Raw genomic sequence first — 26,413 nt, 5'->3', positions numbered from 1 at the left:
GGGGTCCTCCTCCGCCTCAGGCCGCCGCGGCGCGCGGGGCGCCGAACCAGCGGGTCATCGCGTCGGCCAGGTCCTCGCGCCCGCCGGGCGCGGCCCAGGCCACGTGTCCGTCGGGCCGCACCAGCACCGCGTCCACCCGCGGCAGCGGGGAGTCCGCGGCCGGTTCGGCGGCCACCACGTCGACCCGGTCGGCCCACGGCCGGGCGGCCCGGCGCAGGGACGCGTCGTGGGCGAGGTCCAGCAGGAGGCCGCGTGCCGCGCGCAGCAGCGCGAAGACCGACGTGGTGCCCGTCCCGCCGGCGATCTCCAGGTCCGGCATCCGCAGCCCGAGCAGCGGGTGGCCGCCGGCCGGCGGATCGCCGCCCGGCCGGCCCTGCCGTGCGTCACCGCCGCCCGGGCCCATCGGGTAGCGGATGCCGAGCCCGCTGACCGTGCCGGCCAGCCGCCGGTGCACCGCCTCGTGGCCCGTCAGCTCGCCCAGCACGTCGCGCAGCGGCTGCATCACCGAGCCGCCCAGGAAGAGCAGCCCCTGGGCGCGGGTGGTGTCGAGCAGCCGCTCGCCCACGGCGTGCCGTTCGTCGTGATACGTGTCGAGCAGCGCGTCCGGGGCGTGGCCGCGCACCACCGCGGCGAGCTTCCAGCCGAGGTTGAAGGCGTCCTGGATACCGGTGTTCATCCCGAGGCCGCCCGCCGGGAGGTGGACGTGCGCGGCGTCCCCGGCCAGCAGCACCCGGCCCCTGCGGTACTCCGTCGCCAGCCGGGTGGCGTCGCCGAAGGCGCTCACCCACAGCGGCTCGCCGTGGCTGATGTCCTCCCCGGTCAGCCGCCGCCAGCCGGCCGCGACCTCCGCGTACGCCACAGGCCGGGTGCGCCGCCGCGGGGGCGCGTCGCGCTCGCACACCACCACCCGGTCGATCCCGTCACCGATGGGCGCCGCCATGGCGACCCCGCCGGGCAGCCACTCGCCGATGAAGCGCGGCCGCAGGCCGCAGCCTCGGACGTCCGCGAGGAAGAGTTCGAGGGTGGCGGGCGTGCCGGGGAAGGCGAAGCCGGCCAGCCCGCGCACCGTGCTGCGGCCGCCGTCGCAGCCGACCACGTACCGGGCGCGCAGGACCCGCGGGCCGCCGGGGCGTTCGACCGTGACCTCCACGGCCTCGCCGGTGTCGGCGAGGCCCGTCACGGTGTGGCCGCGGCGCAGGTCGCAGCCGAGTTCGGCGACCCAGCCGCGCAGCATCGACTCGGTGTGGAACTGGGGCAGGTTCGCGACGGCCGGATGGGCCTCGGGGAACACCCCGAAGTCCAGCGGCAGCCCGCCGAAGTGCCCGCGGGTGGTGGTCTGGAGCGGGATGTCCAGTCCGTCGAACCGGTCCACCAGGCCGCGCTGCGCGAACACCTCCATGGTCCTGGGGGTGAAGCCCAACCCGCGGGACTCGGTGGTCGGTTCGGCGAGCCGGTCGAGCACGGTGACCCGGACTCCGGCGAGGAGCAGTTCCCCGGCGAGCATGAGGCCGGTCGGCCCGGCGCCGACGACCACGACCTCGGCGTCGAAGGGAGCATCCATCAGGGGCCTCCTGTTCAGATCCTGGGTTCGGGTGCGGCGCCGCCGCGCGGGACCGCCGGCCGTTCGGCTGCCGGGTCGTCCGCCGGACCGTCCGCCGGCGGTCCGCCGCCCGTCGGCCAGCCGTACGCCGCCCGCCCGCGCGGCGGCCGCGTCACGCGTGCGGGTCGCCGAACCAGCGGCGCAGCGCGGCCTCCGGGCCGGCCGTGCCGTCGGCGCACCAGACGACGTGCCCGTCGGGGCGGATCAGCACCGCGGGGACGGCCGCCGTGCCGGGGCGGGACGGTGCTCCGTCGGCGGGCGCCGGGGCGGCCGTCACCGTGCGGACCCGGTCCGCCCAGCCGGCGCCCGCGCCGGGCGGCAGGCAGCCGGCCAGGTCGAGCAGCACGCCGCGGCCGGCGCGCAGCAGTTCCGTGGTGCTGGACGCGCCGGAGGCGGTGGCCAGCTCCCAGTGCGGGACCCGGCCGCCGAGCAGCGGGTGGCCGCCTCGCGGACCGTCGTCCCCGACGGGGTAGCGCACGTCCAGGCCGCTGATCATGCCGGCCAGGTGGCCGACCACTTCGTCGTGGCCGAGCAGGTCGGTCACGACCGCGCGCAGCGGCTCCACCTCGGGGCCGCCCAGCAGCAGCGTGGCCTGGGCCTCGATGTTGGTCAGCACCCGGCTGCCGACGGCGTGCCGCTCGTCGTGGTAGCTGTCGAGGAGGCCCTGCGGCGCCCGGCCGCGTACCTGTGCCGCGAGCTTCCAGCCCAGGTTCACGGCGTCCTGGAGGCCCAGGTTGAGGGCCTGGCCGCCGACCGGCATCTGCGCGTGGGCGGCGTCCCCGGCGAGCAGGACCCGGCCGGCGCGGTACCGCTCGGCCTGCCGGCGGGCGTTGCCGAACGCGTCGACCCAGACCGGGGTGCCCGCGCCGATGTCCTCCCCGGTGACCTTCGCCCACACGGACGTGACCTCCGCGATCCCGGGCGCCGCGGCGCGCGGGGCGGCGGCCCGCCCGAACTGGTGCACCATCACCCGGGTGATCCCGTCGGGCCGCCGGTGGGCGATGGCCAGGCCGTGCTCGTGGCGCTCGAACCGGCGGTCGGGCACGTCGATCCCGGCGATGTCGGCGCGGAGCAGTTCCCGCGTCGCGTCCGTGCCGGGGAAGGCGAAGCCCGCCAGCCGGCGTACGGTGCTGTCCTCGCCGTCGCACCCCACCAGGTAGGCGGCCCTGATCCGGGACCGGCCCGCGGGACCCTCCGTCTCGGCCTCGACCCCGGACCCGGTCTGGCGCAGGCCGACGAGCGCGTGCCCGCGCCGGACGACCGCGCCGAGGCGGACCGCCCGTTCGCCCAGCAGGTGCTCGGTACGGGTCTGCGGCACCTTCCACTGGCCCGCGTACCGGCTGTCCAGCCCGCCGAAGTCGAGGGCGATGCCGCCGAAGTGGCCGCCCGCGGCGCGGGGCACCGTGCCCCACGCGTCGAGCAGCCCGCGCTCGTCCAGGATCTCCATGGTGCGGGCGTGCAGGGTCGACGCCCGCGACTCCCCGGTCGGAGCCGCCAGCCGCTCCAGTACGGTCACCCGCGCCCCGCCGGCCCGCAGCTCCCCGGCGAGCATCAGCCCGACCGGTCCCGCGCCGACGACGACCACGTCGGTGTCCGCCGCGCGCGCGTGCCCGGTCAACGCCTGCCCTCCGCGTAGTCCTTCGCGTGCGCGAGGGTGATGCGGCTGTTGGTGCTCAGCGCGCGCCGGACGTAGCCCCGGGCGTCGGCGACGCTCGCCTGCGGCCCGAGCACCCGGGCGATGTTGCCGGTGTCGAGGACCACCGTGTGCCGCGAGGTGGCGGCGACCCCCTGCTCGTCCTCGGCGAAGGTCCAGTACCCGGTGTGCAGGGCCATCAGGGCGGGCAGGGTGACCTGCTTGTACGCGATCCCGCGGTGCGGGAAGGTCACCCGGTACGACTTGGTGGTGTGCGTGGAGCCGTCCTGCGCGAGGGTGTCCATCTCCAGCACCTGGAGCCCCGGGGTCTCCTCCTCCAGGCGGACGCTCGCCACGTGCGGCAGGCGCCGCGCCCACTGGCCGGCCTCGTTGACGAAGTCGTAGACGTCCGCCGCCCTGCCCCGCACCCGCACGGTGTCCTCGAAGGAGAAGGTGATCTCCTCGGCCGCGTGGGCCCGTTCGACGTTCTGCTTCAGGGCGGCCAGCTCGCTGCGGGAGTTGCGGTCGACGGCCTCGTCGATCCACGCCAGGCCCTCGGGGTCGTCGTCGACCGCCCGGTAGTCGTGCAGCAGCCGTACCCGGGACGCCGCGTCGGACAGCGGTTCCACGATCCAGGTGCCGCCCATCGCGGCGACCGGCGGGCTGGAGACCTCCTGCCGGAAGGCGATCCGCAGCGTGCGCGGGTCCAGCGCGCGGTGGGACGTCCAGCTCTTGACCCCGCCGTTCGCGGTGGCCCAGATCCTGATCCGCTCGTCGTCCGCGCCGCGCTCCAGGTGCTCGACGTGGATGGTGGGCGGGAAGATCCGGGGCCAGTTCTCCACCTCGGCCAGCAGCCGGTAGACGGCGGCGGCCGGTGCGGCGACGGTGATCTCGTGCTCGACCTGGCGGTTCGTCATCGGTCCTCTTCTCCCGCGGATGTCAGAAGTTGCCCAGACCGCCGCAGACGTTCAGCGCCTGCGCGGTGATGGAGGCGGCGGTGTCGGAGACCAGGTAGCCGACCAGGCCCGCGACCTCCTCGGGGGTCGAGTAGCGGCCGAGCGGGATCTTGGCCTGGAACCTCTCCAGGATCGCGTCCTCGCTCGTGTCGTAGGCGGCCGCGTAGCCCTGGCGGACGCGCTGTGCCATCGGCGTCTCGACGTAGCCGGGGCAGACCGCGTTCACGGTGATCCCGGTCGGCGCCAGCTCGTTGCCGAGCGCCTTGGTGAAGCCGACGACGCCGTGCTTGGAGGCGGAGTACGGCGCGCCGAGCACCACGCCCTGCTTCCCGGCGGTCGAGGCGATGTTGACGATGCGGGCGCTGCCGCGCCGCCGCATGCCGCCGGCGGTGAGCACCTCGCGGGTCATCCGGAAGACGCTGTTGAGGTTGGTGTCGATGACGTCGGACCACAGCTCGTCGGTGATGTCGGCGGTGACCCCGCCGCCGGACCGGCCGGCGTTGTTGACCAGCACGTCGATCGGGCCGAAGCGGTCGACGGCCTGCCGCACGAAGCGCCGGACGTCCGCCGCGGAGCGCACGTCGCAGGGCGCGCCGTCGACGTCGAGTCCCTCGTCGACGAGTTCCTTGACGGTACGCGTCACGCTCTCCTGCGTGCGGGCGCAGAGGAACACGCGGTGGTCCCGGCGCGCCAGCAGCCTGGCGGTCGCCAGGCCGATGCCGCTGGTGGCGCCGGTGACGACGGCGACCTTCGGATGCTGCTCCGTCATGCTCTCTCCTGACTCGTCGGTGATCGACGCCGGGCACGTGGGCACGGCGGTGCGGGCGTACGGTCCTGCGGCGGGCGGGGGTGCGGCCCTGTGGGGTGCGGCGCCGCGGGCGTGCGGCCCTGCGGACTCACGGGGTGCGGTGTGCCGGGGCTGCGGCGCGGGCGCGATGGCGCGGACCGGGGCGCGGACCGGGGTGCGGTGCGGACGGCGGACCTGCCGCCGACCCGGGGCGGGACCGCGACCTGGCGGTGCGGTCGGGGATCAGACGGCGCCGGACCGCACCACCACGTGGTTGACGGCCTCGATCAGGGCGCGTGGCGTCTCCGCCTCGGTCAGGACCTCGTCGTCCAGCGTGACGCCGAACTCGCGCTCGATGCGGCTGCCGGTCTCCAGCATGGCCAGCGAGTCGTAGCCGAGCGACTCGAAGTCGGTGTCGAGGATGTCTCCGTCGAGATCCACGCCCTCGTCCGCGCCGGCTCCCTCCCGCAGGATGCGTTTCAGGTCGGCGACGGTGAACTCGTGGGCAGACATGATGGGTTGTCCTTTCTCCTCGGTTAGGGCTGTCCGGTCATCCCCGGCGGATCAGCGTGCGGCGTCAGATGCGCTGGATCGCACGCCGCGAGCCCGACCGGCACGATCCGCCGGACAGGCCCTGAACCGGGGAGGCGTCGCGGGGTCGGGCGGGCACCGTCGGAACCGGTGTCCGGCCGCCGGCCGGGCCGGCCTCCCCCTGGGCGTCACGTCCGGACGGCGCGCACCACCAGCGCGGAGTTGAAGCCGCCGTGGCCGCGGGCGACCACCAGGGCGGAGCGGACCGGCGCGGCGCGCTCCGCGCCGACCACCAGGTCCAGGGCGTACCCGGGGTCGGGGGTCACCCCGACGGAGGGCGGGATCACCTGGTCGCGCAGCGCGAGCAGCGCGGCGGCCACGTCCAGCGGCGCGGCGCCCGAGTAGAGGCGTCCGGTCATGGTCTTGGGCGCGGTGACCGGCACGCCCCGCGGACCGAACACCCGGGAGACGGCCTCCGCCTCGATCCGGTCCAGCGCGGGCACCGCGGCCGCGTCGGCGAACACCACGTCGATGTCCTCCGGGGCCGCGCCGGCGTCGGCCAGCGCCAGTTCGATCGCCCTGACCAGCGTGGGCGGGCGGCCGCTGCCCGGCCGCGGGTCCATGGCCGAGCCGTAGCCGGCGATCTCGCCGTAGGGGGTCCGGGCCTGACGGGCACGGGCGTGCTCCAGGTCCTCCAGGACCAGCAGCGCCCCGCCCTCGCCCGGCACGTGGCCGCGCGCGGCGGCGTCGAAGGGCAGGTACGCCCGCTCCGGGTCCTCGCTCGTGCTCAGCCGGCCGCTCGCCATCTGCGCGACCCAGCCCCACGGGCAGATCGAGGCGTCGACGGCGCCGGACATCACCAGCCCGGTGCCCTTGCGGATCTGGCGGCGCGCCTGGGCGAGCGCGTCGAGCCCGCCCGCCTGGTCGCTGACGACCACGCCGCTCGGGCCGCGCATGCCGTTGCGGATCGAGATCTGGCCGCTGTTGACGGCGTAGAACCAGGCGAAGGACTGGTAGGCGCTCACATGGCGGCCGCCCTTGCTCCACAGCGCCCGCAGCTCCCGCTGGCCGAACTCGAAACCGCCCGAGGAACTGGCCGTGATGACGCCCATGCCGTACTCGGGCAGGTTCCGCGGATCGACGCCCGCGTCGGCGAGTGCCCAGTCGGCACTGGCCAGGGCGATCCGGGTCATCCGGTCGGTCTGCGGCAGCAGCCGCCCCGGCAGGTGGTCCTCGGCGACGAAGTCGGTGATCTCGCCCGCCAGCCGCGCCGGGTACTGCGCGGGGTCGAACCGCGAGACACGGCCGATGCCGCTGGTCCCCTTGCGGACCGCGGCCCAGTACGCCTCCACGCCGCACCCGTTGGGGGCGGCCACGCCGAGGCCGGTCACCACGGTTCTGACGCCGGCGCCGCTCATGTCTCGCTCCTTCCGGGACGGGCCAGCACCATCGCGCTCTGGAAGCCGCCGAAGCCGCTGCCCACCGTGAGCACGGCGTCGGTCCGCCAGTCGCGTGCCGTCAACGGCACGTAGTCCAGGTCGCACTCGGGGTCGGGCGTGTGCAGGTTGGCGGTCGGCGGCACCACGTGGTGCTCCATCGCGAGCGCGCTCGCCGCGATCTCGATCGAGCCGATCGCGCCCAGCGAGTGGCCGACCATCGACTTGATCGAGCTGACGGGCACCCGGTGGGCGTGCGTGCCCAGGCCGCGCTTGAGGGCGGCGGTCTCGTGCCGGTCGTTCTGGTAGGTGCCCGAGCCGTGCGCGTTGACGTAGTCGACGTCGTGCGGGTCGAGCCGGGCCTCGTCGAGGGCGACGCGGATCGCCTCGGCCATCTCCCGCCCGTCGGGGCGCAGGCCCGTCATGTGGAAGGCGTTGGACCGGGTGGCGTAGCCGGCGACCTCGGCGTAGATGTGCGCGCCGCGGCGCCTGGCGCTGTCCAGCTCCTCCAGGACGAAGACGGCCGATCCCTCGCCCAGGACGAATCCGTCCCGGGTCCGGTCGAAGGGGCGGGAGGCGTGCTCCGGGTCGTCGTTGCGCGGGGTGGTCGCCTTGATCGCGTCGAAGCAGGCGACGGTGATCGGTGAGATGGGGGCGTCCGCCGCGCCGGCCACCATCACGTCGGCCGAGCCCTCGCGGATCAGCTCGGTGGCGTAGCCCACCGCGTCCAGCCCGGAGGTGCAGCCGGTGGAGACCACCGTGGCCGGGCCCTCGGCGCCCACCGCCCACGCCACCTCGACGGCGAAGGAGCTGGGCACCAGGTAGTTGTAGAGGTGCGGGACGGCGTAGGTGTGGTCCACGAGGTCGAGCCGGCCGCTGTCGCTGACCGTGCGGTACTCCTCGTCCAGCCCCGTGGTCGCGCCGACCGCGCTGCCGATCGTCACGCCGGTGCGGTGCGGGTCCAGGGTGCCGAAGTCCAGCCCGCTGTCGGCCATCGCCTCGCGCGCCGTCACCACGGCGAACTGCGCGGCCCGGTCCATCCGTCGGATCTCCTGGCTGCTCAGCCCGAGGAGTTCGGCGTCGAAGTCGACCTCCGCGGCGACCTGCGAGCGGAAGGGCGACGGGTCGAAGAAGCTGATCCGGCGGGTGGCGCTGCGGCCGTCGGTCAGCAGGCTCCAGAAGTCCTTGACGCCCACGCCCCGCGGCGCGGTGACGCCGATTCCGGTGATGACGACCCGCCGGCCGTGCGGCGCGCTCACCGCGCGGCCCAGTGGTAGAAGCGGTGCGCCATGGCGTCGGCGGGGGAGCGCCAGGTGGCCGGGTCGTAGGCGGTGATGAGCGGCTTCAGGTCGTCGCTGATGGCGACGAACCGGGGGTCGGTCTTCGCCTCCTCGATGCGTTCGCCGCCGTCCTCGCCGTCGAAGTCCTGCAGATGGAAGTACAGGCCGCGGTACGAGAAGAGTTGGCGGCGCCGGGTTCCCATCCGGTGCGGCATCTCCGTGGTGTCGAACGCGCCGAACAGCTTCGCGACCTCCGCGGCCGAGTGGGTTTCCATCCGGGCCACGATCAACGTGCTGTGCATCCACATCTCCTTGTCGTTACGGTCGGATCCGGGGTGCCTGCCGTCGCGGGACCGCGCAACGCGGAACGGCGGAACGGGATGGCACGTGCCGTGACGACGTCGTGACGGCTTTTCCGGGCGGCCCGGGCACGCGTCCGCCGCTGCGAAAAGGCGGCCGGAACGGCCGGCGGGCGAAACAGCCCGGGGCGGGACGATCCGTGGGCGGAACAACCTGCGGAACAATCTGCGGGCGAGGCGGCGGGCGAACCGGCGCCGCGGCGACCGAATTCCGTGCGTGCGCTTCCCCGCCGCTTCCGAAGTCACCGGTACGGCACGGCGGTCCGCCTGTGCGGAGCATTCCGGAAAAGGCCCGGCACGTGTTCCGTCCGGCCGATCGGCACAGTGCTGAGGAAGATAGTGAACATCCTCTTCGGGGAAGTCGGGGATGTCAATTCAGCTTTCCCGAAGGAACGACAGGCCGATGTCAGAGAAAGGTCAAGTCGCCCGGCGTTCCCCGGCCGTTCCCCCTGGCCGGAGTGCGGATGCGACGCCGCCCGCCCGCTTGCAGATTTCCCGGTGCCGGGGCCGCGTTCCCGCCGGAAACGGGAAACCCGGGCGGACTTCCGTGTCGCACGCGCGACGGAAGCAGGCGCCCACGAGAACGGACGCCGACGAGAACGGACACCGACGAGAACGGACACCGACGAGAGCGGGCACGGCCAGGAGGCCGTGCCCGCGCGATTCTGCCGGAGCGTCAGGATTCCTCGCCCCCGTCGCCCCCGTCGCCCCCGTCGGCTCCGACGGACCGCAGGACGTCCTCCTTCCAGTAGAAGGTGCGGCCTTTGCCGCTGCGCCGCCGCCACTTCTGCTCGCTGGCGCGGCGGTAGACGCTGCCGGAGGGAATCCCCCACAGCAGGGAGACGTCCCGCGGGCTCAACCACTGCACGGCCTGCGCCCGGTCGGCAATCCGCTCCGGCGGTCCCGTCGGCTCCGGCTGCTCAGCCGGCCCTGGTCGTCCCACCGACCCCGGTTGCTCCGCCGGCTCCCCGCCGTCCTCCCGCGGCGCCGCCACCGCGCCGCCGCCCAGCGCCATCCACTCCCGGCCGGACCAGCGGTGCGAGGCGACCGCGGCGCAGCGGACCTCGACCACCGCGCCGTCACGCCCGCCGCGCGCCACGGCCGTCAGCCCGCCCCCGCACTCCGCCACCACGCAGGTCCCGACGCGTACGCTCCGACCGGGGGAGGGGTCGGTCACCCGCCGTGCCCGGCGTACCGCGCGCGCCACCTCCTCGGTCAGCTCGCCCGCGGCGTCGTGGGCGGCCAGCCATTCGACGTGCCGGACCAGGAACGCGACGGCGCCGGCCACGGTGTCCCGGGGCGGCGCGACCACCCGCTCCTCGACGACCAGCCGGGCCCAGGAGCGCAGGAGGGAGACGAGCGCCGAACGCGCTTCGGCCGCCGCGGTGTTGAACGGGAGTCCGGTCGGCGAGCCGCCGCCGGAGGTGCGTTCGCGCGGACGGTCGGAGCCCCCGAGCAGCCGCGCGCACTCGTCGTACAGGCGGGGCATCCGCCGCAGATCGGCGGTCAGGCGGAGGACGCAGGCCGGGCAGAGCAGGCTCCCCGCCGGGGCGAGTGCCCGCGCCTGCCCGGGCACTCCGCTCCGGCCGCGGCACACCACCCCTTCGCAGCCCACTCGTGCCGTGCGCTCCGAGTCGTGCGTCATGGTCGACCCCGTTCCGACGTGTCGTGTTTCGCCGTCCCGCCCCCGGACGGAGCGGGTGTTGTAGGTCGAGGGTTGAACTCCGAAGGGTGGGATGTTCGCCCGGTGTCGATTTTCTGTAGTAGAGTTTGCGTTTCCTTGATGGAGTTTTCCTGCATATGTCGATCGACCGGATCCGATCGACTTCCCTCGCATTTCGGACGCTTCGTGATCGATTTTCGGCCGATCGGTCGCACGGCGGGGCGCCGATGAACGTGTAGACCACAGCCAACGGCCGCCCGGAGCGGTGCCGGCCGGTCGCCGCTCCCTGTGCCTGCTGGTCGCACTGTTTACTTTCCCGCCGACCGGTGCTACCGGCGGCGGATTCGCTCGGGCCCGGCGTTTCGGTGATGCGGTGGATTATGCCAAAATGCCGTTTCCGTCGCCTGACCTATTCCGGTTGCGACTTCTTGCCACTCGATTGCCGCTTGATAGCGTGGCTCGCGACTGAGTATTTTCTCCGCTCGCGATCTCGGAGGGATATACGGGGGGCCTGTCAAACGAGATCCGTCTCACATCTGGTGGCGGCGGTTCGTGAAAGTTCACCGTTCGCGGTCGGGGAGGCCGCGGTCGGCGTTCCGATCCGGGTGGTGCACGTCGTTCCGCGGGGTGGGGGCATTTCTGCGGAGCGGCCCCGGTGACCGGTTCGGGGCGCGGTCGGCTTTTGGGGGAACCGCTCCGTTGGGACGGGCCTGCGACCTTCGTCCGGATTGTCGGCCCATGGATGGCGTGGCGGTGTGGCACCATCGAATGTGCGGCATGGTTGACTGGTTTGCTGATTCTTTACGGAATGTAAATGCAGTTGACGGCTCGGATGAAGTGGGTTAATTTTAGTCAAGAACTGACAACGTCCACGTCCGACTACTTCCCACGCCCATACCTTCTTTTTCTTCTGTTATGTGTATGCGGTTACCCGTTTTGCTTATCGAAGCGGAATTCTCACCTGCAGCGAACGACGTAACGGGGAGCGTTTAGGTGCGCCTGCTATTGGTTGAGGACGACACGGAAGCGGCCGAGGTCCTTACTCGCGACCTGCGTCGACATGGATACGAGGTGCAGGCCGTCGGCGAAGGGTACGACGCGATGTCGGCGTCGAAGGAGGCGGATCTCGTGGTGCTCAACCTCGACCTGCGCGATCTCGACGGGCTGGAGATCACCCGGCGCCTCCGGGACCACTGCGACGTGCCGATCATCGCCGTGAGCAAGCGCGACACCGAGATGGACCGCGTCATCGGGCTCCAGGCCGGGCTGGACGACTACCTGGGCAAGCCCTACGGCTTCTCGGAGCTGCTGGCGCGCATCCAGGCCGTGATGCGCCGCGCGCACGCCAGGCCGACCGCGGCCGTCGTCACCCGCGGCCCGTTGCAGGTCAACCTCTCCACCCGGGAGGTCACGCTGCACGGCCGGGCGGTGGAACTCACCCGCAAGGAGTTCGACCTGCTCGCCCTGCTGGCGTCGAAGCCGGACGCCATCTTCTCGCGCCGGCAGCTCATGTCGGAGGTGTGGGACGACGACTGGTCCGAGGCGAGCCGCACCATAGACACGCACGTGAGCTCCCTCCGGGGGAAGCTCGGCGGCTACTCGTGGATCCGCACGGTGCGCGGGGTCGGCTTCCGCTTCGGCCACGGGTGAGGGCGGCCGTCGCGGGTGTGGTCGGCGTGGGTGCGGCCGGCGCGGGCGGGACCGGGACACGCGGGCCCGGCGCACGCGGCCGGTCCGCCCGACCCCCGGCCGGGGGACGGGCGGACCGGCCGCGGTGCCTCAGCCGTGAGCCAGGGCTGTGTCGAGGAGGGACAGCAGGCGGTCCCAGTGGCGCTCAAGTCCGGTGGGGCTGAAGGCGTCGGTGTCGGACATGGTGAAGCCGTGGATGGTGTCGGGATAGACCTCCATCGTGTAGTCGACCCCGGCGGCGTCCAGCGCCCGATCGAGTTCGGCGGCCGCCGCGGGCGCCATGTCGCCGCCCTCGGACAGCCCGAGGTGGACGCGTGCGGCGAGTCGGGGGATGAGGCGGTGCGGGCTGTCGGGCCCGTTCACCACCATGAAGCCGGGGTGGAACCCGGCGAGGGCGGCCACCTGGTCGGGGTGGGCCGCCGCGGTGCGCAGCGCCAGGGGCGCGCCCACGCAGTAGCCGACCACGGCGCCCGGTCCGGCGCTGACCTCGGCCTGCGCGGTGAGGAAGCCGACGTAGGCGTCGGCGTCCCGCAGGACCCTGTCGGTGGTGTGCTCCTGGACGAGGGGCAGCAGCCGGTCGACGATCGCCGGCCGCACGTCCTCCCCGATGTACGCGGGCAGTTCGGTCACCGGTGCCGGGCCGTGCCGGTAGAAGAGGTTGGGGACGAGCACGTAGTAGCCGCGCTCGGCCAGTTCGCGGGCCCTTTCCTCCAGCACCGGCCGCACCCCGAAGAGGTCCGTGTAGAGCAGCACCCAGGGGTGCCGCTCGCCGTCGTCGGGGAAGGCGGCGAAGGCGTCGGCCTGGCCGTCCGGGGTGGGAACGCGCAGCGTCTTGGCGGGCATGGGGGGTCTCCTGTCGCGGTTGATGTGCCGAGCCTGTGATCAACGCGACGGAGGCGGAGCCCGCGCGGGGGCGGGGGAGCCTCGATCGAACAGCGGGCCCGCAGCGGCCCGCGCGGCGCTCAGAGGAGGGCCGGGTCACCCATCCGTGTGTGGCGCGATGCCGTCCCGGTCGTCATGGCCACCAAGCGTAGCCCACCGGCGACCCACCGGTGCCGGCGCCGGTTCCGCGGTGCGGCGCCGGTACGGAGATGCGGCGGCGGTACGGACGTGCGGGTGGCGGTACGGCCGCCGGCCGGCTCCGGCCCGCTCGGGCGGGACCGTCCGCGCCCGCGCCGGAGCGGTCCCGCCGGATCGGGCGGCCGCGTACACGGCCGCGCGACCGCCCGGCGCCGCACGCCATCCCCCGGAACACCCGGTGACGGGAACCCCGGAGGACCCGCGCGGACGCCTACCGTCTTCCGCCGGTCGGCTCAGTCGTCACCGTCCTCACCCTGGCCGCCCGCGCCGAAGAGGACCTCCAGGGCGTCGACCGCGCTGCCGTCGTGGTCGCTGCCGGCGTCGCCGTGGCCGGTCTGGAGGTTGGCCGTCCGGTCCACCTCCAGGATCGAGTCGGAGTGCGAGTTGTCCAGGACGGTGACCAGGCTCCCGTCGGCCACCGCCGGCGCCGCGGCGCAGCCCAGCGCCGCCGCGGTCAGCAGCAGTACCGTACGGGCACGGGCCCGGGTCCGTGCCCGTGCCCGGGCCCGTGGGAAGTCCGCGCTCATCGGGGAACCGGCCCTTCCCCCGCCGCCCCGCCCGCGGCCGGGCCGGCGGCGGGAGTGGCGTGGGCGGGGACGGGGGCGGGGACGGGCCGCGGGCGGCCCGCGGCCCGACGCGGCAGGCTCATGCGCCGACCGTCTCGGGCTCCGGGTGGTGGCGGGCGATGTTCCGCTCCAGCAGCCTCGTGGACGCCGCCACGCCGATCCCCTGCGCGGGGTCCACGGCGGGCAGACGGCCGTCGGTGGCCTTGAGTTCGAGCAGCGCCGACTCCATCGCGGCGTGCGCGGCGAACAGGCACGGGGTGCTGTAGATCGCCACGTCCATGCCGAGCTCGGTCAGTTCGCCCAGCGACAGCCGGGGCGACTTGCCGCCCGCGATCTGGTTGAACAGCAGCGGCTTGTCACCGACCGCCGCGCGGATCCGCCGCATCCACTCCACGCTGCGGACGCCGTCCACCAGGACGACGTCGGCGTCCGTGGCGGCCAGCCGCTCCGCCCGGAGCAGGATGTCCTCCTCCTCCGTCGCGTCCGTGCGCGCCACCACGACCAGGTCCCGGCGGGTCGCGAGCACCATCTCCAGCTTCTCCAGGTACTCCTCCAGCGGGAGGACCTGCTTGCCGTCGGCGTGGCCGCAGCGGCGGGGCCGCTTCTGGTCCTCCAGGATCACGCCCGAGGCGCCGATCCGCTCCAGACCCTCCACGACGTGGCAGGCCACCTCCGGGTCCACGTAGCCGTCGTCGATGTCCACGAGGAGGTGGTGGCGGGGGAAGGCGCCGCGCAGCCGCTGCACGAAGGCCACCATGTCCGGCCAGGCGATGAACCCGATGTCGGGCAGCCCGTAGTACGACGCGGCGAACCCGAAGCCCGAGACGAACATGCCGTCGAAGTGCTCCGCGGCCAGCGACGCCGAGTACATGTCGTAGACGCCGATCAGGGGTGTGGTGCCCGGCGCGGCGATGTCCTCGCGCAGTTTGCTTCCGTACTTCAACTTCATCGTGACTCCTCGTGGGGGTGGAAGGCGCCTGCCGGAGGGCAGGTGAGGCCGTCGCACACGGCACGGCTTCATTGCCAAACCCATACGTTTCCTGTGCCTGCCTTTGATGCATAGTTGGGCAAGCCGTTAGTCACCTGCACGGCCTAGACCGTTCACCGCAGAAACGTCACGGAACTTCCGCAGATGGACGCCGCGTTGGGACGGCCCCGGTGCCGGCGGGCCCGCGGGCCCGCCGGGAGGGCCGGCCGCGTCGCAGGACATCGGCGGCCGGGTCGGCCAGGCTTGGGCGCAGACGGTAGCCCGTGTCCGTGTCCCCGCCGTACCCGAGGAGGGCCAGGTGCCCGACGTACCGCTGTGGCTGTGGCTCGCGTTCGCCGCTGTCGTGATCGGGTCCCTGGCGGTCGACCTGCTGGCCCACCGCGACACGCATGTGATCGGCTTCCGGGAGGCCGCGCTGTGGAGCGGGTTCTGGGTCGGCCTCGCGGTGGTCTTCGCCGGCCTGGTCTTCGGCGTGCTCGGCACCACGGCGGGCGTGGAGTACACCACCGCCTGGCTGCTGGAGAAGAGCCTGTCGGTCGACAACCTGTTCGTCTTCGCCCTGATCTTCGGCTACTTCAAGGTGCCGCGCCCCTACCAGCACCGGGTGCTGTTCTTCGGCGTCCTGGGCGCGCTGGTCTTCCGCGGGATCTTCCTGGCGGCGGGCGTGGCGGTGGTCACCCGGTTCTCCGCGGTGCTGTTCGTCTTCGCGGCCATCCTGCTGTACAGCGTCTACAAGATCCTGCGGGGCGAGGACGAGGAGTTCGACCCGGGGCGCAGCCTGGCCGTGCGGCTGCTGGGCAAGGTCGTCCCGGTCCGCGAGGAGTACAGCGGGGCGAGGTTCCTGGTCCGGGAGGCGGGCCGGCGCGTCGCCACGCCGCTGCTCGCGGTGGTCGTCGCCATCGAGGCGGCCGACCTGGTGTTCGCCGTGGACAGCGTGCCCGCGGTGCTGGCGGTCAGCGACGACCCGTTCATCGTCTACAGCAGCAACGCCTTCGCCATCCTCGGCCTGCGCGCGCTGTACTTCATGCTGGCCGGGCTGCTGGACCGCTTCCACTACCTGAGCAAGGGCCTGGCGGTCATCCTGGCGTTCATCGCGGTGAAGCTGATCCTTCAGGCCGCGCACAAGACGATCAGCCACAGCGTGCCGGAGATCCCCTCCCTGGTCAGCCTGGCGGTGATCGTCGCCGTGCTGGCGGGGTCGGTCGTCCTGAGCCGGCTGCGCCCCCCGCCCGCCGACCCGGCGGGGTCCCGGACGGACCCCGGCGCCGAGGGGTGAGCGAGCGGGGCCGGCGCGGCCGCGGGGCGCCGCCCGCGCGGCGGGGGCGCCCCGGCGGCCCCGGGCGGCAGGCCGCCGGCGGGTGGTCGGCCGGGCGGCAGTCTGTCGGCGGGTGGTCGGTCGGGTGGTCGGCCGTCGGCGGGCGGCGGTCCGGCGTCAGGCGATCAGCCGCAGGGTGTGCGAGAGGACCAGCCCGGCGGCGCCGAGCGCGGTGACGTGGTCACTGGCCTCGGCGAGGACGATCTGCGGCGGGCCGGCCGCGTGTTGCAGGATGCGCGCCTGCACGTGGTCCTCGATCCGGCGCCGGAAGGTGTCGCCCCCCGCGATGGCGTGGCCGTGCAGGATGAACAGGCCGGGCGCCAGGATCTGCTGGAGGTTGACGATCCCCACCGAGATGTTGCGGGCGAAGCGGTCGAGCAGGTCGGCGGCCCCGGGGTGGTTGCGCGCGGCCAGCCGCGCGAGCGAACCGGTGGTCATGCTCGGGGCGGCGGGCAGCCCGAGCAGGACGGCCTCGTCGCGCAGCCAGCGGTCGGTGGCGATGGTCTCCCAGCACCCCCGCCGCCCGCACTCGCACTCCCGGCCGTCCAGTTCCACCACGGTGTGCCCGATCTCGCCGCCGGCCCCGGCCTGGCCGCGCTGCACGGCGCCGTCGAGCACGAGCCCGACGCCCAGCACGTCGGCGAGGTAGAGCGAGGCGAACGACTGGACGCCGCGCGCCTGGCCGAACCAGCGGTCGCCCAGCGCCTGCACGCGCGGGTGGTGGTCGAGGTAGACGGGCAGGTCGAGGCGGCGCGAGAGCAGCCGGCCCAGCGGCAGCCCGTCCAGCACGGGCGCGAGGTTGACCTTCACCACCGTCCCGGTGTCGGTGTCGACCATGCCGCCCACCGCGACGCCCACCCCCATCGGGGGCGTGCCGCCGGGCGGCAGCACCCGCGCCAGGCAGTCCAGCACCGTCTCCACGACCGCGTCGGCGTCGGTGCCGTCGGGGCGGAACCGGCCGTTCGCGGTGGCCAGGATGTCGCCCGCGGCGCTGACCAGCGCGACCTCCACGCGGCCGGGCAGCAGGTGCACGGCGGCGATGGACGGCCCCGAGGGGGAGAACCACAGCGGGCGGGCCGGCTTGCCGCCCGTCGCGCCGCTGGAGCGCGGGTCGCCCTCGGCGAGGATGCCGCTGTCGATCATCGGCTGGACGATCGTCCCGATCGCGGCCCGCGTGGTGCCGGTCAGCCGGGCCAGGTCGGAACGCGACAGCGGGCCGATGTCGTAGAGCGACTGAAGGACGCGCGCGCGGTTGACCTGGTTGGCCAGGCTCGGGGAGATCAGCGGGGTGGCCGCGCGCCCCGTCGGCGGGGCCGCCGGGGCGCGGGTGTCCCGGCGGTCGTGATCGGACCTCAAGGCGGCTCCATCGGTTGGGGTGAGTAGCCGTTCCAGTACAGCAATGGGTTCGCCATCATACAAACCCAGGCAAGGGCTGGGCTGTTGCCGGGATCCGCCAGCGGTTACGCCCGGGCAACTTGCCCGAAATAAGGCGCTCGACCTGCGACGGAAGGCGGCGATCGCGGGTGAACGCAACCCCTTGACCTCCTAGGTTCGCATGGATAACTTACAAACCCTCGCCTCGACGGTAGTGAGGCGGACCGCCCCGCGAAGAGGGGCGGGGGCGTGTCCGGAGCCTTCGCTCCCCGAACAGTCGTGTCAGGAGTCTTGATGGTGAACGTCGGCATCGTCGGCGCCGGTATCCGCGGGCACATGTACGCGCAGTCGCTCGCCGGATTTCCCGGGGCGAAGGTGGTCGCGGTCTGCGACCTCGACCCGCAGGCGGCCCGGAAGGTGGCGGACGAGTTCGGCCTCGCCGCCTTCACCGACCACCGCGCCATGCTGGAGCGCGGCGGGCTCGACGCGGTGATCGTGGCGACCCCCGACTTCGCGCACCGCGAGGTCGCCGTCGACGCCGCGCGCAGCGGCGCCCACCTGCTGCTGGAGAAGCCGCTGGCCATGACCGCGGAGGACTGCCGCGCGATCAGCGAGGCGGTGCGCGAGGCCGGGGTGCAGTGCATGGTCGGGTTCGAGAACCGCTGGAACCCCGCCATCCGCCGCATCCACGACCTGTCGGCCGCCGGCGAGCTGGGGCAGGTGCTGACCCAGAACATCCTGCTCAGCAACACCTATTACGTGCCGACCCGGATGATCCCGTGGGCGGCGCGCTCCTCACCGGCGTGGTTCCTGATGAGCCACACCGTGGACGCCGCGCTGTGGATCGCGGACAAGCCCGTGACCTCGGTGTTCGCCAGCGGCTCGCGCGGCCGGCTCGCCGAGCTGGGCGTGGACACCTGGGACGTCGTGCACGCCCTGCTGACGTTCGGGGACGGCACCACGGCCAACCTCACCTCCACCTGGGTGCTGCCGGAGTCCTCGCCGTCGATCATCGACTTCCAGTACAAGGTGGTCGGCAGCCGCTCCGCGGTCGACGTGGACCTCCAGGACCAGGGCTTCCGCCAGGCGGGCGGCTCCTACACCTGGCCCGGCCTGCTCGGCGGCGAGATCGACGGCCGCCTCCAGGGCCCGCCCACGTGGATGGCGCAGTCCTTCGTCTCCGCGCTGGCCGAGGGCCGGCCGGTCGGCCCGGGACTCGACCAGGGAACCCTGGTGACCGACGTCGTGCTGGCCGTGCTGGAGTCCCTGCGGACCGGCGGGGTCGTCCCGCTGGCCGCGCCCTCCGCCGCCTGAGCCGCGCCTACCGGCGCCTGAGCCGCGGCCGTACCGCCCGCTAGGGCGCGGCTGAGAACCGTCGGACCCGGCCCGACGGAGATATGGCTCACATCTCCTTATGTCGCCCATATCAGGTGGGTCGACGCAGACTCGATCCCAACCCCGCCGGTACCTCTCCCAGCCCAGCGCACCGATCAGCGCCACCCCTATGGAGCAGCCACCATGGCCCATCACTCGCAGCACACGCAGTCCTCGCACTCGCTGCCGAGCCGCCGCTCGGCGCTCGCCCTCGGCGGTGGCCTGGTCGCCGCCGCCGGACTCACCGCGTGTTCCGGCGGCGGCACCGCGAGCAGCACGTCCGCCACCCCGCTGGCGCCCACCTCGTCCGCCGGGGGCAGCATCCGCATCCTCGACGACAACACCAACAAGATCTTCGGCTCCGGTGTCGTCGCCCGGTTCGAGAAGGACACCGGGATCAAGGTCGAGAAGTACGAGCAGGCCAACTTCAACGACCTGCACGACCGGCTGGCCACCTTGTTCTCCGCGCAGGACTCGTCCTACGACGTGGTGATGACCTGGGCCGCCTGGTCCGCCGAGTTCGGCCGGGCCGGCTGGCTCCAGCCGCTGTCGCAGTCCGCGGTGCCCGCGGGGGTGCTGCCGGCCGCGCTGGACGCCGTCTCCTACGGCGGGACCGTCTACGGTCTGCCGAAGTTCGCCAGCGCCCAGACGATGTTCTGGAACAAGGACCTCTTCGAGAAGGCCGGGCTCGCCCCGGACACCGCCCCGGCCACCTGGGACGACTTCGTCTCCGCGGCGAAGGAGCTGACCGGCGGCGGCGTCTACGGCTACGCGGCCGACCTCGGCAACACCGACGGCGCCTACCAGAACTTCCTGCGGGTGCTGCTGCTGAACGGCGGCACCATGTACGACTCCGCCAACAAGCCGGTGTTCAACAGCGACAAGGGCGTCGACGCGCTGGACCGGCTGGTGAAGCTGCTGCGCACCGACAAGGTGATGAGCCCCTCCAGCCTCCAGATCACCAACTCCAGCGACCTGAACACCCTGTTCGCCAACGGCAAGGCGGCGATCGTCTTCAACTGGCCGGCCCAGTACCCGGTGGCCGTCGCCAAGGGCGCGCTGGGCAAGGCCGCCGTCGGCAGCGGCATCCTGCCCGGCATCGCGGTCAGGTCGGCGTCCATCGACGGCTCCGAGGGCTTCGCCATCAACAACTACTCCAAGAACAAGGCCGCGGCCCTGAAGTGGCTCCAGTACGTCACGACCGCGGCGGTGCAGAAGCAGATGGTGCAGGAGGAGGGCTGGTTCCCGGTCACCTCCTCGCTGCTCCAGGACAAGACGGTCACCTCCGAACTCCCGATCGTCAGCACCTACCTCCAGGAGTCGCGCTACCAGATCAAGCGCTTCGGGGCGCCGTGGTACAGCGACGTCGTCCAGCAGCTCTCGACCGGCATCACCAAGGCGATGCTCGGCCAGACCACCCCCAAGAAGGCGCTCGACGCGGCGGCCGACCAGGCGTCGACGATCATCGCCAAGTACAAGTAGGTCACCCCATGCCGGCATCCACGCTGACCCCGCCCCGCCGACCGCGCGGGCTGCCCCGCCTCGGCGGCGGCCGCGCCGAACGCGGCGACAGGCGGTTCAACCTCCTGCTGATGGCACCCGCCGTGCTGGTCGTGCTCGCCCTCTTCGCGTACCCCATCGGCTACGCGGGCTGGCTGTCGCTGCACCAGTGGGACGACAAGATCAGCCCCGTGCACCCGTACGTCGGGGTGGACAACTACCACCAGCTGTTCTCCGACCCCGCCTACCGCGAGGCCCTGGACCGCACCGTGTACTTCTCGGTGATCACGGTGCTCGCCGGGGTCGCGCTCGCCATCGGCCTGGCGGTGCTGCTGACCCAGCAGTTCCGCTTCCGGGCGCTCGCCCGGGTGCTGCTGCTCGTCCCGTGGGCGGTGCCGCCGGTGGTCAACGGGATCATGTGGCACCTCATCTTCGACGGCGACACCGGCATCGCCAACACGGTCCTGCGGGGCCTGGGCATCATCGACACCAACAAGCAGTGGCTGTCCTCGCCCACCTCCGCGATGAACGTGCTGATCTTCGCCGAGATGTGGAAACTGCTGCCGTTCCTGACCCTGCTGTTCATCGCGGCGCTCCAGGGCGTGCCGGCCAACCTGTACCGCGCGGCCAGCATCGACGGCGCCGGCGCGATCCGGCGGTTCGCCTTCATCACCCTGCCCAGCATCCGCACCACGATCCTGTTCGCACTGATCGTGCAGAGCATGTGGTCGCTGAAGGTGTTCGACACGATCTACGTGCTGACCGGCGGCTCCGGAGGGCCCGCCGGCGGCACCACCACCATCAACTTCTTCGCCTACCTGACGACGTTCAGCAACCTCGACCGCGGCTACGGCGCGGCCATCGCCATCAGCATCATGGCGCTGGTGCTCCTGATCGCCGTGTTCTGGATGCTGCTCTTCCGCGCGCCGTCGTGGTTCGTCGCCCGGGGCACGAGGAGGAGGACCGCGTGAACACCCCCCGCACCGCCGCGGCGCCGGACGCCCGGCCGTCCACCGGTGCCGTAACGGCGCCGTCCGCGCCGCCCGCCCGCCCCCGCCGGGGCCTGTCGCGGCGGGGCAGGAGGCGGGCCGTCACAGTGCTGCACCGCTTCCTGCTCGTCGTGGCGCTGCTGTACTTCGTCGCGCCGTTCCTGTGGATGGTCGTGTACAGCGTCTTCCCGGCCGGGAACCTGCAACGGGAGAACCCGGACCTCGACCCCGGCGCGCTCACCCTGTCGTCGTACCGGCGGCTGCTGGGCCAGAGCAGCTTCCTGCAACCGATGCTCAACTCGGCGGTCGTGGGCCTGCTCACCACGCTGATCTGCCTGGCACTGGGGTCGGTGGCCGCCTACGGGCTGGCCCGGCTGCGGTTCCGCGGCAAGCAGGTCCTGCTGCTGGCGATGATGTCGACCCAGGCGATCCCGGTGATCGTGCTGGCGGTGCCGCTGTTCATCGTCATCCGGACGCTCGGCCTGTTCGACACCCCCGCCGCCCTGGTCATCACCTACACCGCGTTCATCCTGCCGCTGGTGGTCTGGATGATGGTCGGCTTCTTCGAGGACATCCCGGTGAGCCTGGAGAAGGCCGCGCGGATCGACGGGTGCGGCCGCTGGCAGATCCTCTGGCGGATCGCGGCGCCGCTGGCCGCCCCCGGCCTCGCGGCCACCGGCGTCTTCGCGTTCATCACCGCCTGGAGCGACTTCTTCCTGGCGAAGATCCTCACCGCGAGCAACGCCACGACGCTTCCGGTGAAGACGGCGTCGTTCCAGGGGCTGTTCGCCAATGACTACACCTCGGCGGCCACCGCCGGCGTGATCACCACGCTGCCGGTCATGCTGCTGGCCCTCGCCGCACAACGCTGGATCGTGCGCGGCCTTACCGAAGGAGCTGTGAAGGGCTGATGGGCGAAATCGTTCTGGACCGGGTCCACAAGTCCTACGACGGGAAGACCTCCGCCGTGGAGGAGATCTCCTACACCGTCCAGCAGGGCCACTTCGTGACGCTGCTGGGGCCGTCCGGCTGCGGCAAGTCCACCACGCTGAACATGATCGCCGGGCTGGAGGACGTCTCCGGCGGCACGATCACCATCGACGGCGGCCGGGTCGACGAACTCCCCCCGGACAAGCGGGACCTGGCGTTCGTCTTCCAGGACTACGCCCTGTACCCGCACATGACGGTCTACGAGAACATGGCGTTCGGCCTGCGGATGCGCAAGACCCCGAAGGCGGACATCGACCGGCGGGTGCGGGACGCGGCCGAGCGGCTGTCGCTCGAACCGTTCCTGGACCGCAAGCCCAGGGACCTGTCCGGCGGGCAGCGCCAGCGGGTGGCCCTCGGCCGGGCGATCGCCCGGCGCCCGGCGGTGTTCCTCTTCGACGAGCCGCTGTCCAACCTCGACGCGCTGCTGCGCGACCGCACCCGTACCGAACTCAAGCAGCTCCACCAGGAACTGGGTGCCACCAGCGTCTACGTCACCCACGACCAGGAGGAGGCCCTCACCCTCTCCGACAAGATCGCCGTGATGAGCAGGGGCCGGCTGGAGCAGTACGGCACCCCGCAGGAGATCTACGACAGTCCGGCGACGGAGTTCGTGGCGGTCTTCGTCGGCAAGCCGTCCATCAACCTCTTCGACGCCGAACTCGACGGCGGCAGGCTGACGGTCCCCGGCACCGGGATCACCGTCCCCGGCCGGGGCGTCACGCAGAAGGCGGCGGACAGGAAGGTGCGGCTGGGGCTTCGGCCGGACGAACTCGTCGTGCACGAGCAGCCGCAGGACGGCGACGTGCGGGCGACGGTCAAGCTGATCCAGCCGCTCGGCCACGCCACCGACGTGGCGGTGACCGTGGCCGGCACGGAACTGCTCGCCCGCGCGCCGGGCTTCCTGAACGTCCGGCCGGGACAGGAGGTCGGTGTGGACGTCAGCGGTGCGCGCCTGCACGTGTTCACCGCGGACGGCACCCGGCGGCTGTCCGACTGATCCCGCGCCGGCGTCGGGGCCTCACGGCGTCACGGCGTCACGGCGCCGCGCGTTGCAGCCGGCCGAGCCACAGCAGCAGCAGCGCCGTCTCCTCCGGGCGCAGCTCCTCGGGGGGCCGGTCCCTGAGCCGGGCCTCCAGGCAGAGGGCCGCCCGCGCGGGCCCCTCGTCCGGGGCGGGCCGGGCGGCGGCCGACTCGTCCAGGCAGGAGGCGAAGACCGCGTCGCGCACCCGGGCCGACAGCAGCGGGTCGCGGAAGCGCGACGGCTGGGACAGGATGCTCAGGGCGACGCCCACGTTGGCGGAGAGGATCGCCTGCGCGGCCTCCTCGGTGGGAATCCGCACGGCGCCGACCGCCGCGCAGCGGTCGAGGGTCTGCTTGAGCAGCTCGAAGATCCGGTCGGCGGGCGCGGGCACCTCGGGCAGGACCGGGGAGAACATCAGCCGGTACAGCGCCCGGTGGGTGAGGGCGAAGTCCGTGTGGTCGTCCCAGCCCGCCCGCAGGTCGGCGACGGGGTCGTCCGTCGCCTCCAGCGCCTGCTTGCGGCTGATGTAGCGCTCGAAGCCGTTCTCCACGAGCGCCGCGAGCAGGCCGTTCTTGTCGCCGAACAGGCGGTAGAGGATGGGCTGGGTGACGCCGACCGCCTCGCAGACCGCCCGGGTGGAGATGTCGTTGCCCGGAGCGGAGTTCAGCAGCCGCTCGGCCGCCTCCAGCATGCGGGCGCGCAGGTCGCCGGACCTCGCGGCCCTTGCGGTGGTCTCGGGCGTCATGGCTGGTGCGTCCCCTTCCCCGGCGCTACGCGCCACCGGCCCGGCCGTCGCCGTCGATCATGGCAGCCGTCAGGACGGTGCCGCCGATGCCCCATCCCCCGTCGGGGACCTCCTCCACGAGCACCATGGTGTTCTGGCGGGCCCGCTCACCGTAGACCTCGGCGTACAGATCGGTGGCGCGGTCGACGATCAGCTTCTTCTGCTCCGGCGTGAGGGTGCCGGCGGGGACCTTGAAGTTGGCGAAGGGCACGGGTCGTTCCTCCTCGGTGGGAATGTGTCGCTGGGGATGTACCGGTGGCGTCCTAGACGATGCCGCCGTTGTCGCGGATGTTCTGCCCGTTGACCCAGTGGCCGGCGGGGCTCGCCAGGAAGGCGGTCAGCTCGGCGATGTCCTCCGGGGTGCCCAGGCGTTCGAGCGGGGGCTGCGCCGCCAGCCGGTCGACGGTCTCCTGGTCCTTGCCGTCCAGGAACAGCGGGGTGGCGGTGGGGCCGGGGGCGACCGCGTTGACGGTGACGTCCCGGCCGCGCAGCTCGCGGGCGAGGACCAGCGTCAGTGCCTCGACGGCGCCCTTGCTGGCCACGTAGGCGCCGTAGGCGGGGAGCTGGAGACCCATGACGGACGTCGAGAAGTTCACCAGCGCGCCGCCCGGGCGCAGTCGGCGGGCCGCCTGCTGGTCCACGACGAAGGTGCCGCGGACGTTGGTGCGGTGCACCGCGTCGAAGTCGGCCAGGTCGAGCTCGGCGATCGGCCGGAGACGCATGATCCCGGCGGTGTGCACCACGACGTCGAGCCCGCCGAACGCGGCTTCCACGGCGTCGAAGGCGGCGGCCATGGCGTGTTCGTCCGCGACGTCGCCGCCGACGGCCACGGCCCGGCCCCCGGCGGCGGTGATCTCCCCGACCAGAGCCTCGGCGGCCGCCTCGTTGCCGGAGTAGTGCACCCCGACGGCGTACCCGTCGCGGGCGAGGCGCCGGACGACGGCCTTGCCGATGCCGCCGGAACCGCCGGTGACCAGGGCGACGCGGGGGGTGTCGGAGCTGGTGGGCATGACACGCTCCTTGTTTTCGACGATTGCACGTTGACGAGATCAACGATAACACGAGGGCGATCGGTGATTCGAGAAAAGTGTTATCGCTGAAAACGCGCGGGGGGAGCGGTCGTCCGCGCAGGTCGGCGGGGCCGTCGACCGGGCCGGCCGCACCCCGCCGGTGTCACCAGGGTCCGCTCACGGGGCCGCGATCCGCGGCCGGGTCGCCTTGGGTCTCGGATGACGGGGCCGTTCCGTCGGGGCCCTTCCGTCGGAGGTGCTTCCGTCGGGGGTGCTTCCGTCCGGCGTGAGCGCGGCCGCGACGCGGTCGAGCAGGTGCAGCGCGCGGGCCAGGGCGCGCCGCTCGTCGCCGTCGAGGCTCGTGGCCAGCGCCTGCGCGAGCGCGCCGACCCGGTGGCGCCGGTCGGCCGCGAGCGCGCGGGCGCCCGCGGGGGTCAGGGTGAGGATCTTCTTGCGGGCGTCGGCCGGGTGCGGGCCCGCGGCCAGGTAGCCGGCGTCGGTGAGTTCCCTGACGGTCGCGGCCATGGTCTGGTGGCGCACCCCCCGGCCGGCCGCGAGGTCGGCGGTCGTCATGGGGCCCCGCCGGTCGAGCAGGTCCAGCACCGTCGCCGGGATCGCGGCGAGCCGGTCGGACGAACGGGTGGCCCGGACCAGGGTGCCGACGGTGCTGCGGAGGGTCGCCGCGAGCTGTTCCGGCGTGGGGTCGCGGGCGGGGTCGCGGGGAAGGCGGGGCATGCGGCCACGCTAGCAGTAATGTAGGGCAACCTGTACAGTTTCCCCTGTAGATATCCGGAGAGGACGCCTGATGGACCTGACCAAGCACACCCACGCCTGCGTGACCCTGGCCAAGGACGGCGCGCGGCTCGTCATCGACCCGGGCGCGTTCAGCCCCGAGGCGGCGCAGGAGGTGGCCGCCGCCGACGCCGTGCTGGTCACGCACGAGCACTTCGACCACTTCGACGAGGAGCTGATCGCGAAGTCCCTGGAGGCGCGGCCCGAGTTGCGGGTCTACGGTCCCGCGTCCGTGGTCGACCGCTGGTCGGCCCGCCCCGGCCAGGTCACGGCCGTGGCGGCGGGGGACGTGCTGGGCGTCGCGGGCTTCGACGTCCGCGTGTTCGGCGAACTGCACGCCGCCATCCACCGCGACATCCCGCGCGTCACCAACGTCGGCTACCTCGTGGACGAGGACGTCTACCACCCCGGCGACGCCTACCACGCCCCCGACGCCCGGGTCGGCACCCTGCTGCTGCCCACCAGCGGGCCGTGGACCAGCCTGGCGGCCTCGGTCGACTACGTCCGCGAGGTCGCGCCGCGGCGCCTGGTCCAGATCCACGAGGTCATGCTCAGCGAGACCGGTCAGCAGTCGACCGCCCGGTTCCTCAGCCCGGAGGCGCTGACCGAGGTCCCCCTGGAGATCGTGCCGATCGGCGAGACGGTCGCGGTCTGACGGTCCGGAAGGTCCGAGCGCCGGCCGTTCGCGGCCGCCGT

General features: G+C 73.0%; 25 protein-coding genes. 8 read left to right on the top strand and 17 right to left on the bottom strand.

All coding sequences use genetic code 11. The features are described from left to right. Positions 1 to 16: 16 nt before the first annotated feature. The 9 genes from RVR_RS10390 to RVR_RS10350 form a co-directional block, all read right to left on the bottom strand. Entirely contained in the window at positions 17 to 1,561 is a 1,545-nt protein-coding gene (locus tag RVR_RS10390) for an FAD-dependent monooxygenase (RefSeq protein WP_202233570.1), read from the bottom strand. Between the two features lie 151 nt (positions 1,562 to 1,712). Further along, the gene (locus tag RVR_RS10385) at positions 1,713 to 3,218 is read right to left on the bottom strand and encodes an FAD-dependent monooxygenase (RefSeq protein WP_202233569.1); all 1,506 of its coding nucleotides are present in this window, start codon (positions 3,216 to 3,218) and stop codon (positions 1,713 to 1,715) included. After that, entirely contained in the window at positions 3,215 to 4,150 is a 936-nt protein-coding gene (locus RVR_RS10380; RefSeq protein ID WP_202233568.1) for an aromatase/cyclase, read from the bottom strand. Before RVR_RS10380 ends, RVR_RS10385 begins: the two co-directional genes overlap by 4 nt. A 22-nt stretch (positions 4,151 to 4,172) precedes the next feature. Next, complete coding sequence (gene fabG, locus RVR_RS10375; RefSeq protein WP_202233567.1) at positions 4,173 to 4,958, bottom strand: 3-oxoacyl-ACP reductase FabG; 786 nt, start codon at positions 4,956 to 4,958, stop codon at positions 4,173 to 4,175. A gap of 261 nt (positions 4,959 to 5,219) precedes the next feature. After that, positions 5,220 to 5,489, bottom strand: a complete 270-nt coding sequence (locus tag RVR_RS10370; protein ID WP_202233566.1) for an acyl carrier protein — start codon at positions 5,487 to 5,489, stop codon at positions 5,220 to 5,222. Positions 5,490 to 5,695: 206 nt separating this feature from the next. Next, positions 5,696 to 6,925, bottom strand: coding sequence for a ketosynthase chain-length factor (locus tag RVR_RS10365; RefSeq protein WP_202233565.1), 1,230 nt, complete (start codon positions 6,923 to 6,925; stop codon positions 5,696 to 5,698). Then, the gene (locus RVR_RS10360) at positions 6,922 to 8,202 is read right to left on the bottom strand and encodes a beta-ketoacyl-[acyl-carrier-protein] synthase family protein (protein WP_202233564.1); all 1,281 of its coding nucleotides are present in this window, start codon (positions 8,200 to 8,202) and stop codon (positions 6,922 to 6,924) included. Before RVR_RS10360 ends, RVR_RS10365 begins: the two co-directional genes overlap by 4 nt. Further along, positions 8,199 to 8,525, bottom strand: coding sequence for a TcmI family type II polyketide cyclase (locus RVR_RS10355; protein ID WP_202233563.1), 327 nt, complete (start codon positions 8,523 to 8,525; stop codon positions 8,199 to 8,201). Before RVR_RS10355 ends, RVR_RS10360 begins: the two co-directional genes overlap by 4 nt. Before the next feature lie 733 nt (positions 8,526 to 9,258). Continuing rightward, positions 9,259 to 10,227: a hypothetical protein gene (locus RVR_RS10350; RefSeq protein ID WP_202233562.1), complete on the bottom strand. Its 969-nt coding sequence runs from the start codon at positions 10,225 to 10,227 to the stop codon at positions 9,259 to 9,261. Positions 10,228 to 11,238: 1,011 nt separating this feature from the next. Between RVR_RS10350 and RVR_RS10345 the strand changes: the two genes are divergently transcribed. Then, positions 11,239 to 11,895, top strand: coding sequence for a response regulator transcription factor (locus tag RVR_RS10345; RefSeq protein ID WP_202233561.1), 657 nt, complete (start codon positions 11,239 to 11,241; stop codon positions 11,893 to 11,895). 129 nt (positions 11,896 to 12,024) lie between these two features. Here RVR_RS10345 and RVR_RS10340 read toward each other — a convergent pair whose 3' ends face one another. The 3 genes from RVR_RS10340 to RVR_RS10330 form a co-directional block, all read right to left on the bottom strand. Further along, complete coding sequence (locus RVR_RS10340; RefSeq protein ID WP_202233560.1) at positions 12,025 to 12,777, bottom strand: dienelactone hydrolase family protein; 753 nt, start codon at positions 12,775 to 12,777, stop codon at positions 12,025 to 12,027. A 470-nt stretch (positions 12,778 to 13,247) separates the two neighbouring features. Continuing rightward, positions 13,248 to 13,541, bottom strand: a complete 294-nt coding sequence (locus RVR_RS10335; RefSeq protein ID WP_237404670.1) for a hypothetical protein — start codon at positions 13,539 to 13,541, stop codon at positions 13,248 to 13,250. Positions 13,542 to 13,659: 118 nt separating this feature from the next. Then, positions 13,660 to 14,523, bottom strand: a complete 864-nt coding sequence (locus RVR_RS10330) for an isocitrate lyase/PEP mutase family protein (RefSeq protein ID WP_202238518.1) — start codon at positions 14,521 to 14,523, stop codon at positions 13,660 to 13,662. Positions 14,524 to 14,866: 343 nt separating this feature from the next. On the opposite strand from RVR_RS10330, the gene RVR_RS10325 reads away from it, so the two are divergent. Then, positions 14,867 to 15,844, top strand: a complete 978-nt coding sequence (locus RVR_RS10325; protein ID WP_202233559.1) for a TerC family protein — start codon at positions 14,867 to 14,869, stop codon at positions 15,842 to 15,844. 156 nt (positions 15,845 to 16,000) lie between these two features. Here RVR_RS10325 and RVR_RS10320 read toward each other — a convergent pair whose 3' ends face one another. Then, positions 16,001 to 17,239 (bottom strand): ROK family protein, encoded by a 1,239-nt coding sequence (locus tag RVR_RS10320; RefSeq protein ID WP_202233558.1) that lies wholly within the window; start codon positions 17,237 to 17,239, stop codon positions 16,001 to 16,003. Positions 17,240 to 17,551: 312 nt separating this feature from the next. On the opposite strand from RVR_RS10320, the gene RVR_RS10315 reads away from it, so the two are divergent. From RVR_RS10315 to RVR_RS10295, 5 genes are all read left to right on the top strand, one after another. Beyond that, complete coding sequence (locus tag RVR_RS10315; protein ID WP_202233557.1) at positions 17,552 to 18,571, top strand: Gfo/Idh/MocA family protein; 1,020 nt, start codon at positions 17,552 to 17,554, stop codon at positions 18,569 to 18,571. Positions 18,572 to 18,775: 204 nt separating this feature from the next. Then, positions 18,776 to 20,113, top strand: a complete 1,338-nt coding sequence (locus tag RVR_RS10310; RefSeq protein ID WP_202233556.1) for a sugar ABC transporter substrate-binding protein — start codon at positions 18,776 to 18,778, stop codon at positions 20,111 to 20,113. A gap of 8 nt (positions 20,114 to 20,121) precedes the next feature. Next, positions 20,122 to 21,102 (top strand): carbohydrate ABC transporter permease, encoded by a 981-nt coding sequence (locus RVR_RS10305; protein ID WP_202233555.1) that lies wholly within the window; start codon positions 20,122 to 20,124, stop codon positions 21,100 to 21,102. Beyond that, the gene (locus tag RVR_RS10300) at positions 21,099 to 22,031 is read left to right on the top strand and encodes a carbohydrate ABC transporter permease (RefSeq protein ID WP_202233554.1); all 933 of its coding nucleotides are present in this window, start codon (positions 21,099 to 21,101) and stop codon (positions 22,029 to 22,031) included. The genes RVR_RS10305 and RVR_RS10300 overlap by 4 nt, the downstream gene beginning before the upstream one ends. Then, complete coding sequence (locus RVR_RS10295; RefSeq protein ID WP_202233553.1) at positions 22,031 to 23,107, top strand: ABC transporter ATP-binding protein; 1,077 nt, start codon at positions 22,031 to 22,033, stop codon at positions 23,105 to 23,107. The genes RVR_RS10300 and RVR_RS10295 overlap by 1 nt, the downstream gene beginning before the upstream one ends. A gap of 37 nt (positions 23,108 to 23,144) precedes the next feature. On the opposite strand, the gene RVR_RS10290 is transcribed toward RVR_RS10295, so the two are convergent. From RVR_RS10290 to RVR_RS10275, 4 genes are all read right to left on the bottom strand, one after another. Beyond that, on the bottom strand, positions 23,145 to 23,876 hold the full coding sequence (locus RVR_RS10290) for a TetR/AcrR family transcriptional regulator (protein ID WP_202233552.1): 732 nt from the start codon (positions 23,874 to 23,876) through the stop codon (positions 23,145 to 23,147). Positions 23,877 to 23,901: 25 nt separating this feature from the next. Beyond that, positions 23,902 to 24,126: a 4-oxalocrotonate tautomerase family protein gene (locus RVR_RS10285; RefSeq protein ID WP_202233551.1), complete on the bottom strand. Its 225-nt coding sequence runs from the start codon at positions 24,124 to 24,126 to the stop codon at positions 23,902 to 23,904. Between the two features lie 52 nt (positions 24,127 to 24,178). After that, a complete protein-coding gene (locus tag RVR_RS10280) occupies positions 24,179 to 24,925 on the bottom strand; it encodes an SDR family oxidoreductase (protein WP_202233550.1) in 747 nt (248 codons plus the stop codon). Between the two features lie 177 nt (positions 24,926 to 25,102). Continuing rightward, positions 25,103 to 25,660 (bottom strand): MarR family winged helix-turn-helix transcriptional regulator, encoded by a 558-nt coding sequence (locus RVR_RS10275; protein WP_202233549.1) that lies wholly within the window; start codon positions 25,658 to 25,660, stop codon positions 25,103 to 25,105. A gap of 70 nt (positions 25,661 to 25,730) precedes the next feature. Here RVR_RS10275 and RVR_RS10270 point away from each other — a divergent pair, with 70 nt between their 5' ends. Continuing rightward, positions 25,731 to 26,372 (top strand): MBL fold metallo-hydrolase, encoded by a 642-nt coding sequence (locus RVR_RS10270; RefSeq protein ID WP_202233548.1) that lies wholly within the window; start codon positions 25,731 to 25,733, stop codon positions 26,370 to 26,372. The last annotated feature ends 41 nt before the right edge of the window (positions 26,373 to 26,413 follow it).

Source organism: Streptomyces sp. SN-593, assembly GCF_016756395.1.
Classification (GTDB): Bacteria; Actinomycetota; Actinomycetes; order Streptomycetales; family Streptomycetaceae; genus Actinacidiphila; species Actinacidiphila reveromycinica.
This window is presented reverse-complemented; position numbering and strand designations above follow the sequence as displayed.

Excerpts from the sequence above, each read along its gene's own strand:
- RVR_RS10390 (WP_202233570.1), bottom strand. The coding sequence starts at position 1,561 with ATGGATGCTCCCTTCGACGCCGAGGTCGTGGTCGTCGGCGCCGGGCCG.
- RVR_RS10380 (WP_202233568.1), bottom strand. The coding sequence starts at position 4,150 with ATGACGAACCGCCAGGTCGAGCACGAGATCACCGTCGCCGCACCGGCC.
- fabG (WP_202233567.1), bottom strand. The coding sequence starts at position 4,958 with ATGACGGAGCAGCATCCGAAGGTCGCCGTCGTCACCGGCGCCACCAGC.
- RVR_RS10370 (WP_202233566.1), bottom strand. The coding sequence starts at position 5,489 with ATGTCTGCCCACGAGTTCACCGTCGCCGACCTGAAACGCATCCTGCGG.
- RVR_RS10365 (WP_202233565.1), bottom strand. The coding sequence starts at position 6,925 with ATGAGCGGCGCCGGCGTCAGAACCGTGGTGACCGGCCTCGGCGTGGCC.
- RVR_RS10355 (WP_202233563.1), bottom strand. The coding sequence starts at position 8,525 with ATGCACAGCACGTTGATCGTGGCCCGGATGGAAACCCACTCGGCCGCG.
- RVR_RS10350 (WP_202233562.1), bottom strand. The coding sequence starts at position 10,227 with ATGACGCACGACTCGGAGCGCACGGCACGAGTGGGCTGCGAAGGGGTG.
- RVR_RS10340 (WP_202233560.1), bottom strand. The coding sequence starts at position 12,777 with ATGCCCGCCAAGACGCTGCGCGTTCCCACCCCGGACGGCCAGGCCGAC.
- RVR_RS10335 (WP_237404670.1), bottom strand. The coding sequence starts at position 13,541 with ATGAGCGCGGACTTCCCACGGGCCCGGGCACGGGCACGGACCCGGGCC.
- RVR_RS10315 (WP_202233557.1), top strand. The coding sequence starts at position 17,552 with ATGGTGAACGTCGGCATCGTCGGCGCCGGTATCCGCGGGCACATGTAC.
- RVR_RS10310 (WP_202233556.1), top strand. The coding sequence starts at position 18,776 with ATGGCCCATCACTCGCAGCACACGCAGTCCTCGCACTCGCTGCCGAGC.
- RVR_RS10305 (WP_202233555.1), top strand. The coding sequence starts at position 20,122 with ATGCCGGCATCCACGCTGACCCCGCCCCGCCGACCGCGCGGGCTGCCC.
- RVR_RS10295 (WP_202233553.1), top strand. The coding sequence starts at position 22,031 with ATGGGCGAAATCGTTCTGGACCGGGTCCACAAGTCCTACGACGGGAAG.
- RVR_RS10290 (WP_202233552.1), bottom strand. The coding sequence starts at position 23,876 with ATGACGCCCGAGACCACCGCAAGGGCCGCGAGGTCCGGCGACCTGCGC.
- RVR_RS10280 (WP_202233550.1), bottom strand. The coding sequence starts at position 24,925 with ATGCCCACCAGCTCCGACACCCCCCGCGTCGCCCTGGTCACCGGCGGT.
- RVR_RS10275 (WP_202233549.1), bottom strand. The coding sequence starts at position 25,660 with ATGCCCCGCCTTCCCCGCGACCCCGCCCGCGACCCCACGCCGGAACAG.
- RVR_RS10270 (WP_202233548.1), top strand. The coding sequence starts at position 25,731 with ATGGACCTGACCAAGCACACCCACGCCTGCGTGACCCTGGCCAAGGAC.